20 protein-coding genes are annotated in these 24,221 nt (G+C 32.9%); 6 read left to right on the plus strand and 14 right to left on the minus strand.

Features of this window, described 5'->3' with window-relative positions; all coding sequences use genetic code 11:
• Positions 1-9: 9 nt before the first annotated feature.
• From NLJ82_RS27480 to NLJ82_RS27510, 7 genes are all read right to left on the minus strand, one after another.
• Positions 10-1,011, minus strand: coding sequence for an AAA family ATPase (locus NLJ82_RS27480; RefSeq protein WP_000134102.1), 1,002 nt, complete (start codon positions 1,009-1,011; stop codon positions 10-12).
• Positions 1,012-1,026: 15 nt separating this feature from the next.
• A complete protein-coding gene (locus tag NLJ82_RS27485; protein ID WP_000044817.1) occupies positions 1,027-3,006 on the minus strand; it encodes a TnsB C-terminal domain-containing protein in 1,980 nt (659 codons plus the stop codon).
• Complete coding sequence (locus tag NLJ82_RS27490; RefSeq protein WP_000277808.1) at positions 2,999-3,649, minus strand: TnsA endonuclease N-terminal domain-containing protein; 651 nt, start codon at positions 3,647-3,649, stop codon at positions 2,999-3,001. The genes NLJ82_RS27485 and NLJ82_RS27490 overlap by 8 nt, the downstream gene beginning before the upstream one ends.
• 728 nt (positions 3,650-4,377) lie before the next feature.
• Positions 4,378-4,581, minus strand: a complete 204-nt coding sequence (copZ, locus tag NLJ82_RS27495) for a copper chaperone CopZ (RefSeq protein WP_000156565.1) — start codon at positions 4,579-4,581, stop codon at positions 4,378-4,380.
• A 20-nt stretch (positions 4,582-4,601) separates the two neighbouring features.
• Positions 4,602-6,998: a heavy metal translocating P-type ATPase gene (locus NLJ82_RS27500; RefSeq protein ID WP_000360777.1), complete on the minus strand. Its 2,397-nt coding sequence runs from the start codon at positions 6,996-6,998 to the stop codon at positions 4,602-4,604.
• A gap of 12 nt (positions 6,999-7,010) precedes the next feature.
• Positions 7,011-7,322 carry a metal-sensing transcriptional repressor gene (locus NLJ82_RS27505; protein ID WP_000509716.1) on the minus strand — a complete coding sequence of 104 codons (312 nt, stop codon included), beginning with the start codon at positions 7,320-7,322 and terminating at the stop codon, positions 7,011-7,013.
• 277 nt (positions 7,323-7,599) lie between these two features.
• Entirely contained in the window at positions 7,600-8,553 is a 954-nt protein-coding gene (locus NLJ82_RS27510) for a metal ABC transporter substrate-binding protein (RefSeq protein ID WP_001228573.1), read from the minus strand.
• Between the two features lie 209 nt (positions 8,554-8,762).
• Between NLJ82_RS27510 and NLJ82_RS27515 the strand changes: the two genes are divergently transcribed.
• Positions 8,763-9,314: a hypothetical protein gene (locus NLJ82_RS27515; protein ID WP_000109258.1), complete on the plus strand. Its 552-nt coding sequence runs from the start codon at positions 8,763-8,765 to the stop codon at positions 9,312-9,314.
• 100 nt (positions 9,315-9,414) lie between these two features.
• Here NLJ82_RS27515 and NLJ82_RS27520 read toward each other — a convergent pair whose 3' ends face one another.
• Positions 9,415-10,707 (minus strand): cell wall-binding repeat-containing protein, encoded by a 1,293-nt coding sequence (locus NLJ82_RS27520; protein WP_000718096.1) that lies wholly within the window; start codon positions 10,705-10,707, stop codon positions 9,415-9,417.
• A 332-nt stretch (positions 10,708-11,039) separates the two neighbouring features.
• Positions 11,040-11,225 carry a hypothetical protein gene (locus NLJ82_RS27525; protein WP_000747418.1) on the minus strand — a complete coding sequence of 62 codons (186 nt, stop codon included), beginning with the start codon at positions 11,223-11,225 and terminating at the stop codon, positions 11,040-11,042.
• A 257-nt stretch (positions 11,226-11,482) separates the two neighbouring features.
• Between NLJ82_RS27525 and NLJ82_RS27530 the strand changes: the two genes are divergently transcribed.
• From NLJ82_RS27530 to NLJ82_RS27550, 5 genes are all read left to right on the plus strand, one after another.
• Positions 11,483-12,067, plus strand: coding sequence for a peroxiredoxin family protein (locus NLJ82_RS27530; RefSeq protein WP_000702218.1), 585 nt, complete (start codon positions 11,483-11,485; stop codon positions 12,065-12,067).
• A 9-nt stretch (positions 12,068-12,076) separates the two neighbouring features.
• Positions 12,077-12,910 (plus strand): prolipoprotein diacylglyceryl transferase, encoded by an 834-nt coding sequence (lgt, locus tag NLJ82_RS27535; protein WP_001050886.1) that lies wholly within the window; start codon positions 12,077-12,079, stop codon positions 12,908-12,910.
• Between the two features lie 274 nt (positions 12,911-13,184).
• Positions 13,185-13,511, plus strand: a complete 327-nt coding sequence (locus NLJ82_RS27540) for a four-helix bundle copper-binding protein (RefSeq protein ID WP_001180616.1) — start codon at positions 13,185-13,187, stop codon at positions 13,509-13,511.
• Positions 13,512-14,764: 1,253 nt separating this feature from the next.
• On the plus strand, positions 14,765-15,769 hold the full coding sequence (locus NLJ82_RS27545; protein ID WP_000721963.1) for a F510_1955 family glycosylhydrolase: 1,005 nt from the start codon (positions 14,765-14,767) through the stop codon (positions 15,767-15,769).
• Positions 15,770-15,839: 70 nt separating this feature from the next.
• Positions 15,840-16,571 (plus strand): urease accessory protein UreH domain-containing protein, encoded by a 732-nt coding sequence (locus NLJ82_RS27550; protein WP_000493107.1) that lies wholly within the window; start codon positions 15,840-15,842, stop codon positions 16,569-16,571.
• 442 nt (positions 16,572-17,013) lie between these two features.
• On the opposite strand, the gene NLJ82_RS27555 is transcribed toward NLJ82_RS27550, so the two are convergent.
• The 5 genes from NLJ82_RS27555 to NLJ82_RS27575 all read right to left on the minus strand — a co-directional run bounded on the left by NLJ82_RS27555 (position 17,014) and on the right by NLJ82_RS27575 (position 23,422).
• Complete coding sequence (locus NLJ82_RS27555; protein ID WP_001095946.1) at positions 17,014-17,844, minus strand: DUF2182 domain-containing protein; 831 nt, start codon at positions 17,842-17,844, stop codon at positions 17,014-17,016.
• Positions 17,844-18,485 carry a DUF1326 domain-containing protein gene (locus NLJ82_RS27560; RefSeq protein WP_000047658.1) on the minus strand — a complete coding sequence of 214 codons (642 nt, stop codon included), beginning with the start codon at positions 18,483-18,485 and terminating at the stop codon, positions 17,844-17,846. The genes NLJ82_RS27555 and NLJ82_RS27560 overlap by 1 nt, the downstream gene beginning before the upstream one ends.
• A 1,354-nt stretch (positions 18,486-19,839) precedes the next feature.
• The gene (locus NLJ82_RS27565; RefSeq protein WP_000721639.1) at positions 19,840-21,651 is read right to left on the minus strand and encodes an SH3 domain-containing protein; all 1,812 of its coding nucleotides are present in this window, start codon (positions 21,649-21,651) and stop codon (positions 19,840-19,842) included.
• Positions 21,652-22,422: 771 nt separating this feature from the next.
• Positions 22,423-22,749, minus strand: coding sequence for a thioredoxin family protein (locus tag NLJ82_RS27570; RefSeq protein WP_000910569.1), 327 nt, complete (start codon positions 22,747-22,749; stop codon positions 22,423-22,425).
• Positions 22,750-22,792: 43 nt separating this feature from the next.
• On the minus strand, positions 22,793-23,422 hold the full coding sequence (locus tag NLJ82_RS27575; RefSeq protein ID WP_000839996.1) for an NAD(P)/FAD-dependent oxidoreductase: 630 nt from the start codon (positions 23,420-23,422) through the stop codon (positions 22,793-22,795).
• Positions 23,423-24,221: the final 799 nt, after the last annotated feature.

Below are 24,221 nucleotides of genomic sequence, written 5' to 3' on the forward strand. Positions count from 1 at the left end.
CAGTGTGTCTTAATATGTTGTCTGATATAGTTCGGATTGAATATAACCAGAATTCTTAATAGACTCTTCCCAATGAGTTTTTTCTATTGTTGTTAAATCAAGATTATCAATCCCAAAATTTTTCAATGCATATTCTACCGTTAAAGTTATATGCTGCATTGGAATTTCTACTTTTTGAGATAATCCATGTTCCCTTCTTAAATCAACAAAGACTTGAAACAATTCTTCTGCAGAATTTTGTAATCTAAGACCTCTTATGAAAGAATCGGCAAAAAAGTATTTAGTAAAGGACCAATTACTATTAATAGGATATTCACAATATTCATCGTACCCTGTTAAACAAATTTTTAAATCTCTAGGAGTTTTTATTCCTTTAAATTGATATTCTTGACTCATAAAACGACCAACTATTTGAAATTTCTCTCCACTTATAAATGCTGATCTTTGATGAACTAATTCTTTTTGACCTACTAAAATTGTTGTTAAAGTTATGCCATATTGTTCTAATTCATTGAACAAATCCATTAACCAGTCGTAATGTATTTCAACTAACCTTTGAGCATCATCAATGAAAAAAACAACTTTATTTGTACCAGAAAAATCAGATCGTTCTACAAGAAATTTCAAAAGTCTATTTCTCTTTACATTTGCTTTACCTTGTATAGCAATTGAATGACCAACGGCAAGTAATAAATCTTCAAAAAAGGAATTTTCATTAGGCCGTTTATACGTACGACAACGCACATGATAAATCGGCATATTGTTTCCAAAGTCCTGTGGCAAACAATTCATCAAGTAAGTAATAGCCCTTGTTTTACCTAATCTTGGGCGACCATATATAATAGCACCAGGTATTCGGTTTCCTATCCATTGAAGTACTGTTTGATACATTCTATCTATCTCATTTGTTGAAATTAAATATTTACCTGTTTCAACTGGATGTGTACCTTTAGGAATATAGGGGCGTATGCTATTACTAGTAAGTTGCTCTAACTCTAATTCTTCCGTCATGTTGAGGCCTCCAAATTAAAGAATGATAGTATTTTTTAAAATTCTTTGATCTACTTGTTGGTTGTCATTTGCCTTTTTCTTCGATTGTTCCATTTGGTTTTGTTGTAAATTCCCGCTATTTTTAATAGTATTTTCTTCAATGTGGGTCTCTCTAGGATATCGGCTTTCTCTATTTTTTTTACTTTGATTGAGGCTGGCTAGTTTATTCCTACTAGATTTATTTTTTATGGATTCTTTTTCGAGGTAATTTTGATAAACATTAATGGGATCTTCATATTGATTGAAATGTATCATTTTATTATTTTTAAGTTTATTTATAGCCTTCCTAGTTCTTAGATTATGTGGATTTACACCCCATTTCCCAATAGCAGTTAAATTCCCTAATTCGCTGCCATCTGTTAAAAATGCTTTTATAACCCTTAAATCATCTGTATTGATAAGTAATTCAAGTGATTTATTAATTAGTTGGGGTGAACGAAGTAATACTTCATTGGAGTATTTTACACCTTCGTAATAAACATAAGGTCTTCTTCCTTCTTTGTTATGACCTTTAACTTTCCTTGTTACCTTTAAAGAAAAAAAGTTCATTTCATTTCTCCTTTCTTGAGATAATTGAGTTATTGTCATGCCTCGGTTTATTCTTTGTTGAAAAACTTCTAACGGACTTAGATTATTATTTCCTTCATGGGGTGTTCCGTTATATTCAGCAATTAATACATCTGTTAATTCTTCTAGATGCTCCGCTGATATACGGTATTTAACAGCATTTTCTTCTGGTTTTTTCCTCTTAGTATCTTTTGGATGACTTCCAGTGGTCGAAGGTAGTCGATGAAAACCGTTCTGTTCCAAAGTGCGGAAAAAACGTTCAATTATTGGTCTACGAATAGGTACTGCAACAGGTCCAGTGTTAATAGAACAACCTATTAAATTTACAAGTTTATTTTGTACAATTTTTGCTAGATTTGCTTTTGCATTGTCATAACAGAATTCATCCCATATACCATAGCTTGCTTCTGGTATAGCATTAGATATGAAGTTTGCTGATGAAGAGTATTTTAATCCATTAATAGTTAATTTTCTTTGTTTCCAAGGTATGATTGCATTGCGAATACACATTAGAACATCATCCGAGGAATATTCTTTATTTAGACAAAGATGGTATCCCAATACAGCTCTCGTGGCGACATCGATAACAGAAAGAATCCAAATACGATTCATTACTTCTACTATCTCATCCCCTTCCGGTGTTTTAAAAATTATAGCAATAGATGTATCAATTCTATGACCATCAAATTCAACACGTTCAAGGGGTCTTATGATCATAGGGTTGTTTTTATTGCCCTTTCCTGTATTTTTTGCAATCATAAATGCTTGATCACCATTTCGTTTTGCAACATCAACAAAATGAGATTTAGATAAAGATCTAACAAAGCGTTCGATTGATTTCTTGGCTAAAGTTTTTGTGTTAAATGGATACTCAGTTATTTTTATTCCCAAATGCCGACACTCATCTATAAACTTTTTATGAAGATTTTTGATGTTAATAATAGGTTCAGTAACTTGAAGCTCCTTTGTTTTCTTGCTGAAATACGAATTAATAATTAATTCTTTTAGAGTTGGATAAGTATCAAGTAGTAAGTTGAAAGCACCTGAAAAATTTTTAGAGTCTGCTTTAGTCATTGGAAAATCATTCCGATTGTAATCTTTTAGTCTTTTGTAGGGAACTAGTCCTCTATAGCCCATTATTTGCTCAAATTCGTCCTTTTCTAAACATCTTCTAATAAGCCTATATATTTCACTTCTATGTATCCCTACTTGCTGTTCTATCTCATATATTTTTGTATTTGTTGTCATAAACAAATCAATTGCTTTCTTTCTAATTAAAAATTTATTCAATTCCTCTTCGGTGAGATTTTCAATTAATACTTGGGGCCAATTTGCCATAACTAAATCACTATCTTCAATTTTTAAACCTTCTAAGACCCGTTTAGACATTAACCCATACCTCCGTATTTGTTCCAAAATACTCTTTAGATATGTTTGAGCATATTTCACCTGTTAAAATCATTTGTCCAATGGATATTAATAATCTATTTGAGGGGATTTGAGTTGCTGTAATTATTGAATTAAGTGTGGTTTTTTGTGTTTTATTATGTTTTAGCATCTTCATAACTTGATATCTATCTGTTTCGATTTGTTGTGTTTGTTGTTTATTTCCCTTAACAAGCACCTTTAAATTAGAGAGTAAAATTCGATTTACACATATATCTTCTTCTGTTCTTACACGATGCTGGAACCCATTTTCTGCACACCAATATTTTTGTGTGAAAATCTGATTTATTACTCTTTGTTTGATTAAATCTGTGGAATATTTAATTTCTATAAATTCTTCATTTCCATCTTCATATTTTACCCACATATCGACAATAGAGGTCACTGATTTTCCATTTATACATGCAGTCATAACTAGAGGTTGTTCACAAAAATTTATAACTTTAGGGTTTGATTCTACCATTAACCAATGTTCGTATTCTAAATCACTAAATAAAAAAACTTCTCTTTTTAATTTAAAGCTATACGTTACCCATCTGTTATTCCCGTACTTTTTACTAACATTAGTAACTAGTGGTTTATACATTAACTGCCCCCTTCTTTTGTTAATTCATCTACAAGTATATTTTTGGGAATTTTATACTTTCATGTCTATAGTTTAAAAATTTTTTCTATTCTTGTCCACTGAAAAAGACAAAAAAATACCTACAAACCAGGTTATAAGTAAAGATTAGTCAATATTTTATGTTGTAAATTTAGTTTAGAATTTCAAGTCTTTTTACAACACTCATGCTTGAAATTTTCTAATCAAGTATCTCAAATGTTTGCTATTGCATTGTTTTGGACAATTGATTCTAAAATAATTTTGACAGCATGACGTATATAGTGAAAACAGCAAGATAGAATCCTTACTTCACAGTATTTTTTTGCTATTTTCACTATATACTTACTGAAAATATACAACGATACAAATGTACAAACTCTACGTAAAAAAATGATTTTATAGCATTTTTTAATACCCATGTCCTCCTGGCCAGCCACCGTGTCCGCCTGGCCAACCACGGTGTCCTCCTTGCCACCATCCTTCATAGCCTTGTCTCTGTGAGTTCATTCCTTCGCATCCTTTCTTATTAAAAATTCAAATACTGAAACTGGGTATTCTCTAAATATAATTATGTATCCCAAAAATAAATGTATTCGCAAACATCTCGATTATTGGTAAAGTAATTATCTAATGAAAAACATTTATCTTTATAAATTTAAAAGGCCACTTTTACTAAAGTGACCTTTTCTTGTAGGACCTTAAACTTATCTTTATATCACATCATATCCTTGATCTTCAATAACTTCTTTCATTTTTTCTACATCTACTTTTGTATCATCATATTCTACATTTACAGTTCCCTCTTGTAAATGTACTTCAACATTTTGTACTCCTTCTAACTCTGTAAGTGCATTTGTTACTGACATTTTACAATGATTACATGTCATTCCTTGTACGTTTAATGTGATAGTCATAATAAATCCCTCCATTTAATTTATATTTTGACACGTTTCAAACGAAGCGCGTTAGTAACAACAGATACTGAGCTAAATGCCATCGCTGCCCCTGCTACCCAAGGCTCTAATAGTCCAGCCGCAGCTACAGGAATTCCAATTGCATTATAAAATAATGCCCAGAATAAATTTTGTCGAATATTTTTCATTGTCTTACGGCTTAATTCAATTGCTTTTGGTATGTGTGACAAATCACCACCAACTAAAGTAACATCTGCAGTCTCAATTGCAACATCTGCACCAGTTCCAATAGCCATACCAATATCAGCTTTCGCAAGAGCTGGTGCATCATTAATGCCGTCTCCCACCATCGCTACTCGTTTTCCTTGTTTTTGTAAATCTTCTACAATTTTAGCCTTATCTTCTGGTAATACCTCTGCATATACATGGTCAAGATCAACAAGCTTCGCAATTGCGTCAGCTGTACGTTTATTATCCCCCGTTACCATGTATACTTCGATTCCTATCTCTTTTAATGTTTGAATCGCAGCCTTAGAGCTTTCTTTTACTGTATCAGCTACAGCGATAATTCCAGCAAGTTTTCCATCAATCGCGACAAGCATTGCTGTTTTACCTTGATACTCTAAGTCTTTCATAACTTCTTCATGCTGTGATATCTCAATTGACTGTTCATTCATTAATTTACGTGTTCCAACAAGAACTTTTTTATCTTCAATGTTTGCTTCAATACCATGGCCTGGGATTGCTGAAAACTGCGCTAAATCTTTTAAGTTAATTCCCTGTTGCTTTCCGTATTCAACAATGGCATGTGCCAATGGATGTTCAGAAGCACTTTCAGCTGAAATGGCATAATCCAACATACCTTCTTCAAATTCTAAGACATCAGTAACTTCCGGTTTCCCTTTTGTTACAGTTCCTGTTTTATCAAGTAATACAGCATTAATTTTATGCGTTCCTTCTAGGAATTCACCTCCTTTAAAGAGAATTCCTTTCTCTGCTCCCTTTCCTGTACCAACCATAATAGAAGTTGGTGTAGCCAGACCTAACGCACACGGACAAGCAATTACAAGGATTGCAATCCCAACTTCTAATGCATTTGGTAAATCTCCTGGTGTGATAAAGAAATACCATACAATAAAAGCAACTACAGCAATCGCTACAACAATAGGAACAAAAATACCTGAAATGATGTCCGCTAATCTCTGAATAGGTGCTTTTGACCCTTGTGCTTCCTCAACAATTTTAATAATACCTGCTAAAGCTGTATCTTTCCCAACCTTTTCAGCCTTAATTGTTAGAACTCCATTTGCATTTATAGTAGCGCCAATAACAGCGTCTCCCTCTTTTTTATCAACTGGAATAGATTCTCCAGTAATCATAGATTCATCAACAGAAGATACCCCTGAGGTTACAATACCATCTACTGGTATTTTTTCACCTGGTTTTACAATAATCGTATCTCCGATAACTACTTCCTCGAGTGGTACTCGTATTTCTTGACCATCACGCACAACAAGTGCATCTTTGGCTTGTAAACTCAATAATTTAGAAATTGCTTCCGTTGTACGTCCTTTTGCTAATGTCTCAAAATATTTTCCAACTAGTATTAATGTAATTAAAACTGCGCTTGTTTCAAAATAAAGATCCGGACTGTAGTTTGCGTTTCCTAGTGTTTTCAATGCCTCATATAAGCTATAAAAGTACGCTGCCGATGTTCCTAAGGCAACTAAAACATCCATATTAGCACTTTTATTTCGAAGCGCACGGTAAGCACCTACATAGAAATGTCCACCAATATAAAATTGAACAGGTGTTGCTAATAAAAGTTGAAACCACGGATTCATTAAAATATGTGGCATTGGTATCCCTGTATCAAATGGCATATGTCCAATCATTGTATAGAGTAAGGGCAAGGATAAAATAATTGAAATGATAAGTTGACGTTTTTTTGCCTTAATCACTTCTTCTTTTCGTTCTGAACGATCTACATCTTCACTGCGTATTTGTCCTTTATATCCTGTTTTCTTTATCTTTTCTAAAATATTTTCTGTAGAAATTAAACCTTCATTATATTCAACAACCGCGCTGTTTGTAGCTAAATTAACAGTAGCATTTGAAACACCTTCCATTTTATTTAGTACCTTTTCAATTCGAGTTGCACATGCTGCACATGTCATTCCTTCAATATCTAAAGTGATTTTTTCCTCTGCTACGTTATAGCCTAGGTTTTCAATTTTATTTTTTATATTAGAGATTTCTTGCTGTGATGGATCATATTTAATACTTGCTTTTTCCATAGCCAAGTTTACATTAGCGTCTACCCCATCCATTTTATTTAGCACTTTTTCAATTCGGGTTGCACATGCTGCACATGTCATTCCTGTAACGCCGAGCGTCACATGCTTTTGTTTATCCATTTTATACCCCTCCTATTTTGAAAATTGTCTTATTACACTCATTAATTCTTGAATAGATTCATCTCCATCCCCTTTGTTAATTGCTTTTGCTACGCAATGTTTTGTATGACGTTCTAATAAAGAAAAACCTACCTTATTTAAAGCAGCATTAATCGCTGAAATTTGGATTAAAATATCTACACAGTAACGATTATCTTCAACCATTTTTTGGACACCACGTACTTGCCCCTCAATACGTTTTAAACGTTTTATAACATTTTGAATTTCTTCTTCTGTTCGAGGAACCATTTTAGGATTTATCTCACTGCCTTCACAATGCCCCATCAATATCACCTCATTTATAATATTTATTGTTCTTTTAATACATTATACGGGTAGGGGGTATAAAACGCAACTGTATGTAAACCTATTTTTAAAATTTTTTTTAGAACGTATATGCCAATAAACTAATCTGTATGTATTTTCAACAGAATAACTTCACTCTATACACTCCATAATCTTTATTAAATTCAGGGGAGCTATTACTTTTAATAAAAGCCATTCCATAAAAAAGAACCTACCATGATCAGTAGGTTCTTACATACTCATTTATCAATCATACTTATTGTAATGCTTTTTGAAGTGATAGTATGTTTGATTTCATAACACTTAAATAATCATCTTTATTTTGTATCTCATGCGCTGTTAAACTCTCTAAATTATGAAGTGTTAACGAATCTGCTCCAACTTCTCTTTTTACAACTGATGCAACCTTGTTACTAAGATTAGGCTCAAATAATACATAAGAAATATTATTTTCTTTAGCTAATTCAATAATCTCCTTTAACTTTTGAGAAGATGGCTCATTAGTAGGAGATAGTCCACTAATCCCAATTTGTTTCAGTCCATATACATCCTCCCAATATCCGTATGCAGAATGGGAGACAACAAAGGTTTTTTTTGGAGCCTTTGTAACTATATCTCTGAATTCTTGATCTAGACTTTCTAATTTTAGTTTTAATGCATTGAAGTTTTTTTCAAAATCGTCTTTCGCATCAGGTTTCAGTTGGATTAGAGCCTCTTTTATATTTTCAGCCATTTTAATGGCTCGTATAGGATCCAACCAAACATGTGGGTCTACATCTAGCTCTTTCTCTTGTTTTCCCTCTTGTACTTCAGTATTTTTTGCATTAATCAGCTTAATACCTTCTGCTGCTTTTACAATTGAAACCTTCTCATTTTTTACTGTTTGTTTAATTTTGTCTGCAAAACCCTCCATTCCCGTACCACTATAAATAAACATGTCACTTTGAGCGATTTTCACCACTGTCTTTTGAGTAGGATCGAACGAATGTGCTTCCGTTCCTGGAGGAGTAATATTTTCTACCTCTACATAACCATTTCCAATCTGCTCTGCTAAAAATTGAAGTGGATAAATGGTAGTATATATTTGTAATTTATCGGATTTCACCCTGTTTTGTTGCCCTTTTTCCGTATTCTCTTTTTTAACACCACATGCACTAAAAAGACTAATTACCAATAATAAAGAAATACATACTTTTATTAACTTTCGCATAAAGTTCTTCCTTCCTAATCATATATATGAATTCAATCTCATTATAAATCGTTATCATTACGGTTTATAATGAAGTTATCATATTTGTTTTACACAATAAAGTAAATACTTTTCATAGATTATGCAGATAATTTGCAGATACATATAGGCATAAGTACTCCACATTTAAACATATGATGAAATGAATAAAAGGACAGGGAGGTATCATTATGTCCACCTATACGCTAACTATCCTAACGCTTTGTTGTATATCAGTTATTGTTACAACATACATTTCTAAATCTAAAGGTACCCTAATGGAGTATATGGTATTTATTATGTCTTTTAGTATGTGTATCGGTTTAAGTATAGGATTTTATTTAGGTATTATCTTTAAAGGTGAATTACTATATTCTACTTTGCTTGCTATTTTGATTAGTAGTATTATCGGTCTTTTAGTCGGCCTACGTTTTCATCTATATTCTGCTTTAGAAGGCATGTTTTCTGGATTAATGGCAGGTATGATGGGAGCAATGATTACAGAAATGTTGAATGCTCAACAAGCACACAGTATACTCCTGATTAGTCTCTTGCTTACCATAGCCATTACAACTTCATGTATCATTCAATTCTTGTCAGAAACTTTTTCTTCCTATATTCACCGTAGGTTCCTATTACTACTTTCAATTAGCGTAGTAGTTGTTCTTACTGTATTCATTACATTCCCAGAACTTACTCCTCCATCCTCATCCAAACATGAGCAACATATGCATGAACATTAGCAGTTTATGTCAATAAAAACACCCCAAACTTTTCATATAATCAGGGGTGTTTTTATAGATTTCATTTATTTTATTCTTGAACAGATTTGAATAAAAAATTCTAGTGACCACCATGACCTTTTCCACTTGCTGATACAATTTCCAATTGTTCATCCAAAATACCTTGTGTTTTATTAGAAAGTTCCTTCTCTGTACCTAACAAAAAAGCATGATTATATGGGCCTTCAGTTGGTGATTCTTTAAACATAGGTTTGATAGTTGCTAAGAAATCATAAACCGGTTGAGTAGGTTCTCCTTTATCCAAAAGAATAATTGGTGCATGTTTTCCTAAATGTGAAATAGGTGCCCCCACAACAGCTAGATCTGGAGAATCTGTAGACACAAATGATACTCCATGTCCTGGTTGTGTTATCCCCCAACCAAATTTCGTTTTTGTGTCTCTAAACTTTGCAAATGCTATAGAATTTTCCACAGGGTCTTTACCACTTATCCGAGTAACCGTTCCATGTTCTCCTAACTTCTTCTCTACATCAGCTGAGATAATCGATTCCGGTCCTACCACGTAAATATTTGCTTTTCCTTTACGTTCTTTTAAAGCTTCAATTGTAGCTTGAGGAACTTCATTTTTGGTTACATATAGTAAGGGCTCTGGCATATGAGCAATCCAATTTACAATAGGTGTCGTGTATAGACGCGCTTCTTCATCTGAAGAACCAATAATAACACTTGATGGATATCCATCGGTGTCATTCGCATACAATTTATCTACATCTTTTGCAAACGTCGCACTATCTGTCCCTTTTACTTGCTTAATCTTATAATCCTTTAGAGAATTAATAACAGAATTACTCACATCTCCCATTACCATCACTTGTATCCCATCTTTTGTTCCGACTGGGTTTAACCGCTTAATTTCGTTTAACGTGCTAGTTGGAACATTATCCTTATCAATGTACAAAACCGGTCCGTTATTTGGATGATGAATTAAGTCCGCGCTCGCAATATCTATTTGCCATGATCCAAGTGGTACAAGAATCACTGCTCCGGGCTGATTTTCCTTGTGCGTCGCTGGCCAAATTGTTTGAGAGACCTGTATAGCTAACTGAATTGGATCACTCGTGTTAAGGCGCGTAACATTCTTTGTATTCGTAACCAAAAGTCCATTTGTTGCGTTAGCATTAAAATCAGTTGGAATCATAACTTTATGTTTCATATTTCCTTTATCTTTCATATCATTATTTTCATCTTTATCCATGGAGCCATGATCCAAATCTTTCATATTCTCATGATTCATATTGTTTTCATTACTTTTCCCACATGCAACCACTCCTAAAGACAAGAGCAATATCAGTCCTATTACTCCTAAATTGAATGATTTAAATATCTTTTTCATTTATATTCCTCCTTCGTTTTGAATCATGTATAAATATATCAACACTTTGACTTATACATTTTTCTCTCTTAACATTCCCCACTTTTAAATATTTTTACGAATAAAATGATATTCTGCTTTAAAACATTTTTACTTGTTTTACAGCATACTTATCTAAACAAAGAAAAACACTAGCAGAGCTTTTGCTAGTGTTTTTCTCAGTAATACGAACAAGTGATATGTAACTAAACCTATTCATAATAAATAATATATTCCATCTTTGATAGGCTAAATAGGCTGAATAAGTTATAAGAAATACTTTTTTAGATAAATTTTAAAAAAAGTTCGGATCGTTATTTTTTTTCGTCTTTTTTCATAGACCCATGGTCCATTTTATCCATATCTTTTTGATCCATATTCTTCATATCCTTTTGATCCACTTTTTTCTCCCCATTGTTACTGCATGCAGCTAATCCTAAGGATAAAGTAAATACTAATCCTACCAATCTAATTTTTGCAATACGAGACCTTTTTTTCATATCTCCCTTCCCTTCATTGTAAGGAATAACATTCTGTCTTTCAATAGCTGAAGTAACTTATACCCTTTTAGAAAAGCGGTTCCAAAAATAATGTGTCTAAAAAACTTTGGAATGTACCTTTCATTTTTCAAATGTTATCACAAAATTATGAAGAAATTATGAAGGTTATATTTAATTTTCCTTTTGTCTTGCCTCTCCATAAGAAATGCACAATTTTATTTTAAAGTAAAGGAACCATGTACAAAGGAGGTATTTTATTGAAAATCAGAATTGTTGCTATCCTTGCAGTGGTACTGATATTGGGGTTTAAGTTCCTAAGCCCTACATCTGAAACTCCTAAAGCTCAAGCACCTCAGTCGATCAATACAGACAAAAAAAGTGTTTCTACATTTTCTGTTGGTTTAGAAAAAGATCAACAAGCACCTGAATTTACTTTGTCAACACTGACTGGAGAATCAGTAAAGTTATCATCATTACGTGGAAAAACGGTAATACTCAATTTTTGGACTACATGGTGTCCACCTTGTAAATCTGAGATGCCAGATATGCAACAATTTTATTCGGATTATAAGAAGAACAATATTATTATCATTGGAGTAAACTTAACAGATAACGAATCTAATACAAAGCAAGTAAAGGATTTTACTAAACAATATAAGATTTCGTTTCCTATTCTACTTGATACTAAGGGAGAAATCAGGAAACAATACAAAATTATTACTATTCCTACAACATATATTATTGATTCAAATGGAATAATTGCAGAGAATGTTATTGGTCCTATTACTTATGACAAAATAAAAAAATTAACTTTAAATAGCGCAAACATAAAGAAAGGATGAAACTATACAATGAATCTTTTATCTATTCAACCTTTAAATCGCATAGCAATTCAGTTTGGTCCTTTAACCGTTTACTGGTATGGAATTATTATTGGAATTGGGATTTTACTCGGATTAATCTTAGCCACTCGTGAAGGCAAAAAACTACAAGTTCCTTCTAATACATTTACAGACTTAGTATTATACGCATTACCGATTTCCATTCTGTCAGCACGTATTTATTATGTACTTTTCGAATGGGCTTATTATAAAAATCACCTCAACGAAATTTTTGCTATTTGGAATGGTGGGATTGCAATTCATGGTGGACTCATTGGTGCTATTGTAACCACTATAGTGTTTACAAAGAAACGAAATATTTCTTTTTGGAAGCTAGCCGACATAGCAGCTCCAAGTTTGATTTTAGGTCAAGCAATTGGCCGCTGGGGTAATTTTATGAATCAGGAAGCTCATGGTGGTCCAGTCTCTCGTACATTTTTAGAGTCTTTACGATTACCTGATATTATAATTAATCAAATGTATATCAATGGTTCCTACTACCATCCTACGTTCTTATATGAATCCATTTGGAATATAATTGGATTTGTTACTTTGTTAATACTTCGAAAAGGAAGCCTAAAACGAGGTGAAATATTTTTAAGCTATCTAATTTGGTATTCTATAGGTCGATTTTTCGTTGAAGGACTGCGAACTGACAGTCTAATGCTTACATCTTCCTTACGTATGGCTCAAGTTATGTCAATATCCCTTATCATCATTTCGCTTCTTCTTATGATTTATCGTAGACGAAAAGGTTTAGCAACTACACGTTATAATGAACTAAACAATAATGCATTAGAATAATGGACATAATCATAATATCACCCTATCCTTTGTTATCTTTTATATCAAAAGATTTAGCTACTCTCTCTTCATGAGAAATCTCATAAAAAATAGCAATATAAATAACAGCCCAACACAATAAATGTTGGGCTATTATTACTCGTTGTCAAATAATACCAATAAATAAACTAATAAAAAATCCCGCATAATTATTGGAGATAAACGCACTTTAATAGAGGCATGGATAATCCATTTTCAACAACTATAAATAAACTATTAGAAGGAGAAAAAAACAATGCAAAATATGTATCAAGCTTGTATCGAGGAATGTTTAAAATGTATGGAAATTTGCAATTCATGTTATAGTGCATGTTTGCAAGAATCAGACGTTAAAATGATGGTAGAATGTATTCGATTAGATCGAGAATGTGCTGATATTTGTGCACTTGCTGCTAAATCAATGAGCAGTAATAGCCCTTTCGCGAAAGAAATTTGTCAGCTGTGCGCTAAAATTTGCGAAGCATGTGGAAATGAGTGTAAAAAACATGAACATCAGCATTGTAAAGAATGTGCCGATGCTTGTTTCCGATGCGCAGAAGCTTGCAAGCTAATGGCGAGTTAATCTCAAATCATTAACTGCTTAAAATCTCCTAGAAATATTAGCCATTCAATCAACACGAAAACTAATAATTTTGTACTCAAAAAGCTGTTTACTATATCTTGAAGTAAACAGCTTTTTATAGTAAAGTCTCGCTCGCTACAAATTGAACACCTGAGTTTTGTCTTCATAATTATCCTCTAAATATTCTTTTCGAATTTATTAGGTTATTAACTATAAAATTTTTATTTTAGTTATGATTTTCATGATTATTTGCAAATGGATCATATACACCCTTCAACAATGAAATAGATAAGAGTATACTTAGCACAATCAATCTGAAAAAAGTGAATCATTTTTTGTTTCGTACAATGAATGCAAGTATCCCTAATAAGATTGTAATACCTAAACCAATATTTATTTTTTCACTCCTTTTATTATCGATACGTAGTTATTACATTCCTGAAAGAAGCAATGCAAACACAAAAAAAGTAGTCATCACAAAGGACAGAAGAATTATTAGTATAGGCAATTCTTTTTTACTTTCTTTTAGCAGCGATACAAAACCAAATATATATCCAATCACTGTAACTACCATCCATAAAATATCCGCGATGAATTCAGGCAATCTAGCTAGTGCTGTGCTGAAAAATAAAATAATACAGAACATTTGTAATAACAATACAAATAATAAATATTTATTAAACTTTATATACGCCACCCCCTACGTAATATTTAGAATTATGCTACCATGCATTAAAAATATATCAACCTTTTTTTGTTAAAGCGTTTTAATCTAATGAAGTATAGTTATATAGATTCCAAGTTGCTAGAACTAAACATCTTAATAATTTTTTCTGGTTATCTTTAAATTAATAATAAACTGTTTTAGAAGTATGCAAAGGATTTATTATGTTCTGGTAAACACATAAAACTCTTTAATGTATAAATCATTAGAAAGAGTATAAAAATCGTCATTTTCTCCATAATTTCTTGATAATAGTTTTTTATACTTAATTTATCAAGTTGCTGGCACAGCATTAAAAATTGACTATTGCCTCCACGCAATCTTTACTTTACTTTCCGTGTACCCTTCCTATTAAAATTTATATACAGGTATTCGATTCTAAATCAATCGAATACCTGCTTTTTTATTGCAATTATATTTTTCTTTCCCAACGTATTTTGGGATTCACACTATCCTCAGCTTCATAATTTCTCGACAATTTTTCATTATACTTAGAGCATTAATTGTATATTAGAAAGGAGACGCAACATTGAAAAAAATATTAATCAGTAGTTTAGCTATTACATCTATCTTTATAGTCACAGCTTGTTCTAATGGACAAGAACCATCCCAAAAGAAAGAAGAGGTTTCCCAAGCTAGACGGGATACAAATAAAGAAAATAATGTAACATCAAATGTTATTGCTCAAAACTTGTATAAAGAAATTTCATCAGGAAAAATTGAACATATACATGGGATTGGATACCCTGGAAACCTAACCGGAGTTTCAATTGCAACTCACAGTGGAATAAAAATATATCAAAATGGAAAATGGTTAGAATCAAAAGAGCAAAAACATGATTATATGGGCTTTCAAGCTACAAAAAATGGATTCTTTGCAAGTGGTCATCCTGAACCAAGTTCGGATTTAAAAAACCCATTAGGATTAATTAAAAGTAATGATGGAGGAGCAAGTTTTAAAAAACTAGCTTTTTATGGTGAATCGGATTTCCATAACCTTGCTGCAGGATACAATAACGAAACTGTATATGTATATAATGAACGCCCAAATTCTAAACTGAAAAATGGATTTTATTACAGTACAGATAACGGAAATGCGTGGAAGCAGGGTAAATTAGATGGCATCTCAAGTGCAGTTAGCTCATTTGCTGTACATCCTGATAAATCCAGTGTTGTTGCAATGAGTACCAAAAATGGAATCTACTTATCTACAGACAATGGTAATACATTTAAATTGTTCTCTAAATCACAAGAAACAACTGCACTAACATTGGGAAGTGAGGATGTTATTTACTCTTACATAACTGAACAACAACAACAACAATTGATGAAGCAACCCCTTGCTACGAGTCAGGGAGCAGATTTAAACATTCCAGCTTTAGATTCTAAAGATCAAATCATGTATATATCTCAAAATCCTCAAAATCCTGCTGAAATAGTTTTTGCCACCATAAAAGCAAATGTATTTCTTACTACTGATGACGGAAATACATGGAAACAAATCGTTAAGAATGGGAATTTAGAATATAACTAATCATTAATATAAAAAATAAATAGAGTGATACTTATATATCCCAAATATAATTCAGAAAGGTGAATACAACTTGTTTTCAACAATTAGTCAATGGAGTTATCAACTCATGTCACCCTTTATAGACATCGCTAACTCCACTAAATCAATACCTATTCTTTTTTCGTTTTTATTAGGTGTAGTAGGTACTCTTGCACCATGTCAATTGACAGGAAACATTAGTGCAATGACTCTCTATGGAAATCAGTCTCTACAGAAAGGTATCTCTTGGAAGCATATTTTGTTATTTACTTTAGGGAAAATAGTAGCTTTTACGTCCCTTGGATTATTAGTATGGTTTCTAGGGAAAGAAGTACAACAATCATTAACTTCATACTTTCCATGGTTTCGTAGATTTATAGGTCCGTTGCTAATATTTATCGGACTCATATTAGTAAGAATAATAAAAATAAGAAGTTCTTTCTCTTTACATGTTCCTATTCTTGCTTTTAAGAGGAAAAAAGAAGTTGGTTCATTTTTTATGGGATTTATCTTTTCTTTAGCATTCTGCCCTACCATGTTTGTTTTATTTTTTGGAACACTAATTCCTCTATCTTTATCATCTAACAATGGATATTGGTTTCCAATGTTTTTTGCAGCAGGAACTGCTATCCCAGTTATCCTTTTACTTTTAATTATTGCATATCTTGGCCTAAGTGGCTCTTTACTTAAAAAGAGTCGAAGAGTTGGAAAAATAATTCAATTTACAGCGGGTCTCTTTATGATTCTTATAGGGATTTACGATACTCTTCTTTACTGGATATAAAAATTAACAGTTAAAATACTTTACCGAATTGATCGTATACATAAAATGTAATTGTTGTAATAGTGCAGCAATCTGTTGTTATGGTATTAGAACTGGAATTGGACCATGACAACGCTTCTAGAAAACTGGATATTTCCCGTATCTCCACTGTAGTAGAAGATATAATTGCTATGAAGGGAAACTTCGGAATATTAAAATAGATTTTCATTGGTCAGTATAAACTCATCTAGCAAAAAGAAGTAAATATAAAACCAAACCCCATCCCTTCAGCTTTGAACGGCTGGGGTTTGGTTTTTACTTATAAATACAAGAACTCCTAATAATAATTTATATTAATTTTGTAGAAGACATTAAGCTACTTTTCGATTTATCTTAGCTTTATCCTTTAAGCCTGAACCTATATCCAAAAACACTGCTAAAAATACTGTTAAAGTAACCTCATTTATTCACTCAAAGTATGTGTACCATGAGATGAAATATCTGGTTCTACCAAAAAAGGAACGCTGCTTGGATCAAACACTATCCAGATTCCTAATACTATTAGCCCTATACCAATTATTTTTGAAAAATATTCACCTGAGGGGAGTATCTTCTCAAGAAAAGTAAGCAGAGTTATAATCCCCATCCAGAACAAATTCATAATACCGACTGCAAATAAAATAACCATCAGCCCCCAGCAACAACCTACACAATGAAATCCATGTTCGACGCCCATACGTATTGCCCCAAGCCGGCCGCTACGCCAACCGTTTAATACATAATGAAGAGGATTTCGACAATGTCGTAAACAAGCTTGTTTGAGTGGTGTAAGCTGGTAGAGTCCTCCTAAAGCTACGGTGAGACCGGCAACGATAGGCCCTTGTTGATTCCATGCAAGGAAACCAAGATTCAATAAGTCAATGATCAAATAAAGACCATATGCAATTAGGCCATATGTAGTCCAAGCTATCAGATATCCAATAAGGAAAACCCATGTGGATACAAGTGGAATCTTCAGATTTCGGGTACGCTCTGCTGACACGCGAGCAAAGGTAATGACCATGGGTGTGACGGATGGCAGCATCATAGCTGCCGTCATCGTTACCCACATACCCACATACCAGCCAAATGTACCTAGAACCATGCCATTACTACTAGTCATATTATAGTGATCCAGCATAATCATCCAAGCAATAATTGTTATCGTTAAGAGAATTGCTGTCAAAGGAATATTACCTATCGTTCGTGATCGAATTAATCGAATAATTAGTGGCTGTTTTTCTTGGGTATTCATCAAGAGCCTACTTTCCAATCAAAAGGAATATGTTTACTGGATTTTCCTTTATATTCATGAGAGAAATCAAATCCAATGGCTTTATCCTCTTTTACAACACCCCAAGTGGCAATTTGTCCTGGACCCGTTTCAGAACCCGGCGGATTGTGTAGTTGAACTCGACGCTTTGGATCAGCTGTTGGACCTGTAAGAGCTTCAGCACCAACGGATACCTTATTTGGAATTTCTGCTCGCCAATAGGCTAAATCATCTGCAGCATCAAACTTGATGGGGGCATACTCAATTCCACGTAGTTCGCTAATGAGGCTGCCAAATTCCCCCGCCCAACCTCCAACCTTTCCGGTGAAAATTTGTTCAAGAGCCTTACGCTGATCTTGATCAGCACGTTCATCAATATAGAACATCAACTTCATCGTCGCATCGGGATCGCCAATCCACATATTCCCTGCAAATTCACCAAGGGCTACTACTCCGAAACCATCTAATCGTATGTCATTGTAATACCCTTCGTGGACTTGCCATACCAGTGTAAAGAGACAATCCCCGTTCGTAGGCTCTTGAGCAAATGTACAGGGACAAGGAAGTTTGCAACTGCAGACATCGAACCACTCACCTTTTAAATGCCACTTCGTTTTAGACATATCAATCCCTCCATCCGTTTTAATAAAATCACTTTTTCTCTTCCTTCAACATGACAAATATATTCTCACTGATAGCCATATAGTACAGAAGTTATTGTGGAATTATCTACTGAAAGCAAGAAAAATGTTAATGAAGTTGCAGTTTGATTTTTCTATTTAGTTGAAAAATTCCCTATAGAAAATGATAGCCTTTTAGAAGAGGAGGAATAAAATTGAATATCAAAAATTCGACTTTAGGTATGATAAATTGGAATAATATTTTACCACCAACCAATCAACTTCACAGATTCCAATATATGATGAAAGGACATACTAAGTTACTGTCAGCTATCAATTCTTTTACTTATTCGCTCCCTTTAGCGAACACACTTCGTACGATAGCAATCCTTCCATCTAGTTTGAATATGCTATCTACTATTCCTCAAATGATTATTGATACTATTAATAATTGATCTACAAAAATATTAGAATTTCCAATCAATATAAAGCAGAACGCATCAGCTATCTTTCTATTTTTGATTTTCATTTTGCTCTTTATCTATCAACTTTGTATAGCACCAGCTATACAAAATATATATAAGAGGAAAGTTCTTTGTATTTCTGAATTTACAGAAAATAAACCTTGAGAAAATGCAAAACAAATAAAGACTTCTTTAGAACAAGATTTCGGGATTGTCCTCGATATTATAAATAAAATTCGAGTTATCAATCGAGAAACACCAGTTTTCCGATCATACCACCGTATTTTTGATACAATTTATACCCTTATAATAAACCTGTAATAATAATAGAAAAAATGAAATAGGTCATTCGTAATATATATGAATTCAATAGGTGAAGAAATGAGTGGATGAGTTTTCACAGGAAACTTAGCAAAATAAAGTGGTAACCAAAGGTGTTTTTACATTCAGAAAACACCTTTTCAGTTTATAATTCTATTTCTATTTCTAAAGTCTAAGCATTATTGAGCAAAGTAATAATCAGCATTAGGAAAAATTCTCTTGAAATCTATTTAGTATCGTAAAGATATATTTTCTCGAATATATCTTTTGTTCTTAGTTTTTGAAAACCTTAGCAATAATAAATAATAATATTAACTGAAGTGAAAAACAAAAGACATTGTAAACGATGCACCTATATTAACAAACACTACTTTAGGCGAAGCAACTTGTGCAATGCCGATATAACTATGAAAACAGTAGATGTTGTAGGTCATGTTGAATTGGAAAACTCATACAAAAGCACTATTTCTCCATAATTCCACAGAAAAATAGCGCTTTTGTAAATTGGAAATAATACCTTTTTTTAACTTGATGAGTGACTGTTAGTTTCGTTATTTAAATTAAAAAGCATTTTACTTAATATATAGTTTTGGATTTACAGCATTACTCTTTTGAGCATTCCACTCACCTTTATGAACTTCAAAATGCAAATGTTGTCCCTCGGATTGACCGGTATTCCCCATAAACCCAATTTGTTGTCCTTGTTTTACGCTTTGCCCAGCTGAAACAGAACGACTATTTAAATGAGCATATACAGTTGTGTATGTTTGTCCATTCATATTATGAGAAATAAACACGACATTCCCATAACTTTCCGAATAGTAAGAACGTGTAACCACTCCATCTGCTGCTGCTGAAACGGATACCGTGCCAGAGGCAGCAATATCTAATCCATAATGCATTTGTCCACCGCGTTTTTCAAATCCAGAAGTATAACTTCCAGCAGCTGGCTTAATGAAACCACTTGCTGTATTTTCATTTGTTGTACCTACCTCTGAAGGTGGTTGTTCCTCCACGGTAGCTACCTTTGTTTTTGAAAGATAGTTCATACCTACAAATCCTGTTTTTCCATTGTAATTGATTTTATACCATCCAGCCTGCTGTCCAACAACTTGAATTTTTTGATTAGGCTCAACAACTCCAATTACTTCATAATTCATACCTGCTCCACTTCTGACATTTAGAGAACTAGACTTAACATAGTAGTTTTGAGCAGGTTCTTGTTTCTCTTGCTCACGAGTTGGTTGTTGAACTACTTCTTGTTTCTCTTGCTCACGAGTTGGTTGTTGAGCTACTTCTTGTTTCTCTTGCTCACGAGTTGATTGTTGAGCTACTTCTTGTTTCTCTTGCTCATGATTTGGTTGCTGTGCTTGTTCTAGTTTCTCTTTTGTTTGAGTTTGCTCTTGAGTAGAAGAACCTTTTAAAAATTTTACAAATTCACCACTCACATACCCTGTACGGTTGTTATACTTAATTTTATACCAACCGTTTTCTATATCCACTACTTGTAAACTTTGTCCTTTTAGGACTCCTCCGATAACAGGATGATAGTTTGCGGGACCTGTTCTAACACGTAGAACAGCAGCATCTACTATGTATGTACCGTTCTGTTGAACAGATTCTGTCTGTATCGATTGTGGAAGGTTAGCGGTATTATTTGTTCCGCGGGATACATAATCTTTGTTTATATAAGCAAATCCCTCATTCAATTTTACTCTATACCAATCTTGGACTTCTCCTACCACTTGCACAACCTGACCTTTGTTCATTACACTCACTACTGGATGAGACATACTTGGACCTGTTCTAACTCTAAGAGAAGATACGTTCACTGTATAACTTCTACTTGCTTGCACCTTTTGTTTTTTGGATTTTACTAATGATTTATTAATTGATACATAGTCTTTACTAACATAAGCATCCCTATTATTATATTTAATTTTATACCAACCATCAGCTTCCCCAGTGACCTGTAATATTTCTCCTTCACCTACAAGTCCTAAGATAGAGTTGGATGTACTTGGACCTGTTCTAACACGTAAAGTTGTAGTACTTACTTTTATATGATTAGGAGTTGCATACTCCTTATTTACATAGGCTTCCGTGTTATTATATTTAATTTTATACCAATCTTCAGTTTCATCTACTACTGGTACAGATTGTTCTTTTGATACCAGTCCTAGAATTGTATTAGATGTACTTGGGCCTGTTCGGACACGTAATGCGTCTACATTTACTGTTACTCGATTTTCATGCGTTACTACATCAGAAGCTTGCTTGGATTGCGTGTCTTCTGGTGCTATAGATGTTTGTGCTTGAGCAGTACCAATAACTGTGCCTCCTGCAACAGAAGCTACTGCCATACTAGCTAGGATTTTTTTCATAAGTGTAAGGCACCTTCCCGTAAATATATTTTACATTTCTTTAAGTAAAAGAGTTTAAATACATGTTGATCTCTATCAAGTTATATAGCTATTGATGTTGATCCTAGAAATCCATTTAATTTTACTTATAACATCAAAAAAGAATAAGTCTTATACTGATTTGAAAAAATATTGTATCCTTAAAACAACACTTCATAAGCGTTTTATTTAGTTATTACCTTCTCTCTTATATCATTTCACCTACTCCCGTATATGCCATTTTAAATAGAGGTATCATTTTCTGTTTATACAAAGTCATCCTTTGTAAGCTAATATAAGTTAGAGAAACATGCACATTTTGAGTAGTGTTCATATTTCTTACTATTCTCCTGCTGCTCCCAACAGTAGATAAACAAAGTACAATGGTAATTTTCATTTTAACAGCTTATCTATATACCCCTTAGTTATTATACAAAGCAACTTTGCAGAACCTGTGCAAAGTTTCTATATTAGAAAAGAATAAAATTTCCCCTTTAACTTTTAGTAACCTAATTAATAAGGGATTTTCTGTTATGTGCTCTTAAATAAATATATCCTTATATAATATTAATTCAATTGAGTAATACTTACGCTACTTAATTAAAGTAAGAAGAGAAGGGGGCTCTCTCCCTTCTCTTCTTACATAGATACATATTTACAAATAAAAATTCATTCGAATTTTTAATCTGGTTGATTTAATTGTATTCAATAGACTTTTACAAAAAACAAAAATCAATTCATAACTCTTTTTATTTATGCATTATAATTATTTTTGATAAAACTTACAATTACATCTTCATTGGGAGCAGGAGCAGTGACACGATCAACTTCTTTTCCGTTTTTCAATAATACCAGTGTCGGTATACTCATCACACCAAACTTTTTTGCTAAATCGATTTCTTTGTCAACGTTAACGTCAAAAAATACAATTTGATTACCAAATTGCTCAGAAACACTTTCAACTACTGGCGCTAATTGTCTACATCCAGGACACCATTCTGCAGTAAACTTTAATAATATCGGTTTACTTATTACTGAAATTTGCTGTTCAAGCTCAGTTAGATTAATTTCCTTTAGCATGCATAATACCTCCTAAAAATTTTAAAGGTCTGACTAAAAACAATCATCCGACAATTTGACTTCTAAGATTCTCTAATCCAAATCGATTAATAAACCTTGAAAAAGGCTCTCTCTTTTTACCATGTTCAGAATAGATATCAATTATCTTTTCAACTGCCTCATAAAGCTGTTTAGGTAATAATTGCTCCATAAATAAAACCCCCATTTGAGCATCCTTTCCTTTTGCTTTACCACCAATATATAAATCATATCCATTTCTTATTTTCATTACTCCAATGTCATTTACAAGAGGTTCACCACAGCCAACCGGACAACCAGTATAGGCAGGACGGAGTGTAAAAGGTACTGGTTTCCCAGCAATTCGTTTATTTAATTCAATTGCAACCGGCATACCTTCTTCTTCTTCTCCTTTACAGAAATTACAGGTTCTTAGACTTTTGGTAAAGTTGCCCACTGGATAACAAGATAAACCAACTTCCCTAAAACTTTCTTTCACTTGTTCTACATTACTTTCAGGTACTTCAATGTAAAGTTGTTGGAAAGTGGTTAGCTCCAGTTCATCACCATCATTCAAATATTCAGCAATTGCTAGCAATTGTTTTCCGTTCAACATTGCACCGAATGATATACCACCATTAACAGCTATTTTAACCATTTTTTCATTTGATTTCATTTGGATTCACAACCTTAATTTTTATATTAATTTATAAACATTCATTACCTATTCTCGACTGAAGAGGGAATATTTTTCTTAGTTAAACTTTTTGGTAGTCTTAAAAGTCATTGATGAATATGGTATTTCCAATTTTGAATAAAACTCATAGGACCTCACTCAAATACATTCCCGATTTTTCACTATCTTGATCATCTATATTAGGACCACATTTGCACATGTAATACAGGTTCCTTTATCAACAATTAAAAAATTCAATAATAAATAACCTCCTTTCTTTTGTTAAAAGTATAATACCATACCCTAGATAGGTATAAAATAGGTTTTTGTTTCATTTTAATGAATCAATTCCATTTCTCATTGAATTTTATATCTCCATATTTGCTTGTTCATACTTACTCAACATTTAAATAGCCCTTGCACATTCTCTACTCTCGCTATAGTACTTTAGAAATTAATTCTCCCTTACATTATTCTTCAAGACAATAAAATCCCATTAAAATCTTTAATCATATATATGTATTTTTATAAAAAATTATATTTTTCTTTTCAATTAAAAAAACATGTAGTATACTAACTTCAAAATCAGAGGAGAAAGGGAGCAAACAACTATGCTTACAAATACAACTTTAGTTACATTTGCACAAAAACAACATCATCATCACACTTAACCCTTGAAACCTAGCGGAAAAATTACGCGTAGGTACAAGGGTTATTCCCGTTGTACCTACGTCAGGCAAAGAGCCATGTAGGTATTTTTTATCTACATGGCTCTTTTTTATTTTCAAAAAAGCTAGAA

Origin of the sequence: Bacillus paranthracis, assembly GCF_024296885.1 — a bacterium.
Taxonomy (GTDB): Bacteria; Bacillota; Bacilli; order Bacillales; family Bacillaceae_G; genus Bacillus_A; species Bacillus_A paranthracis.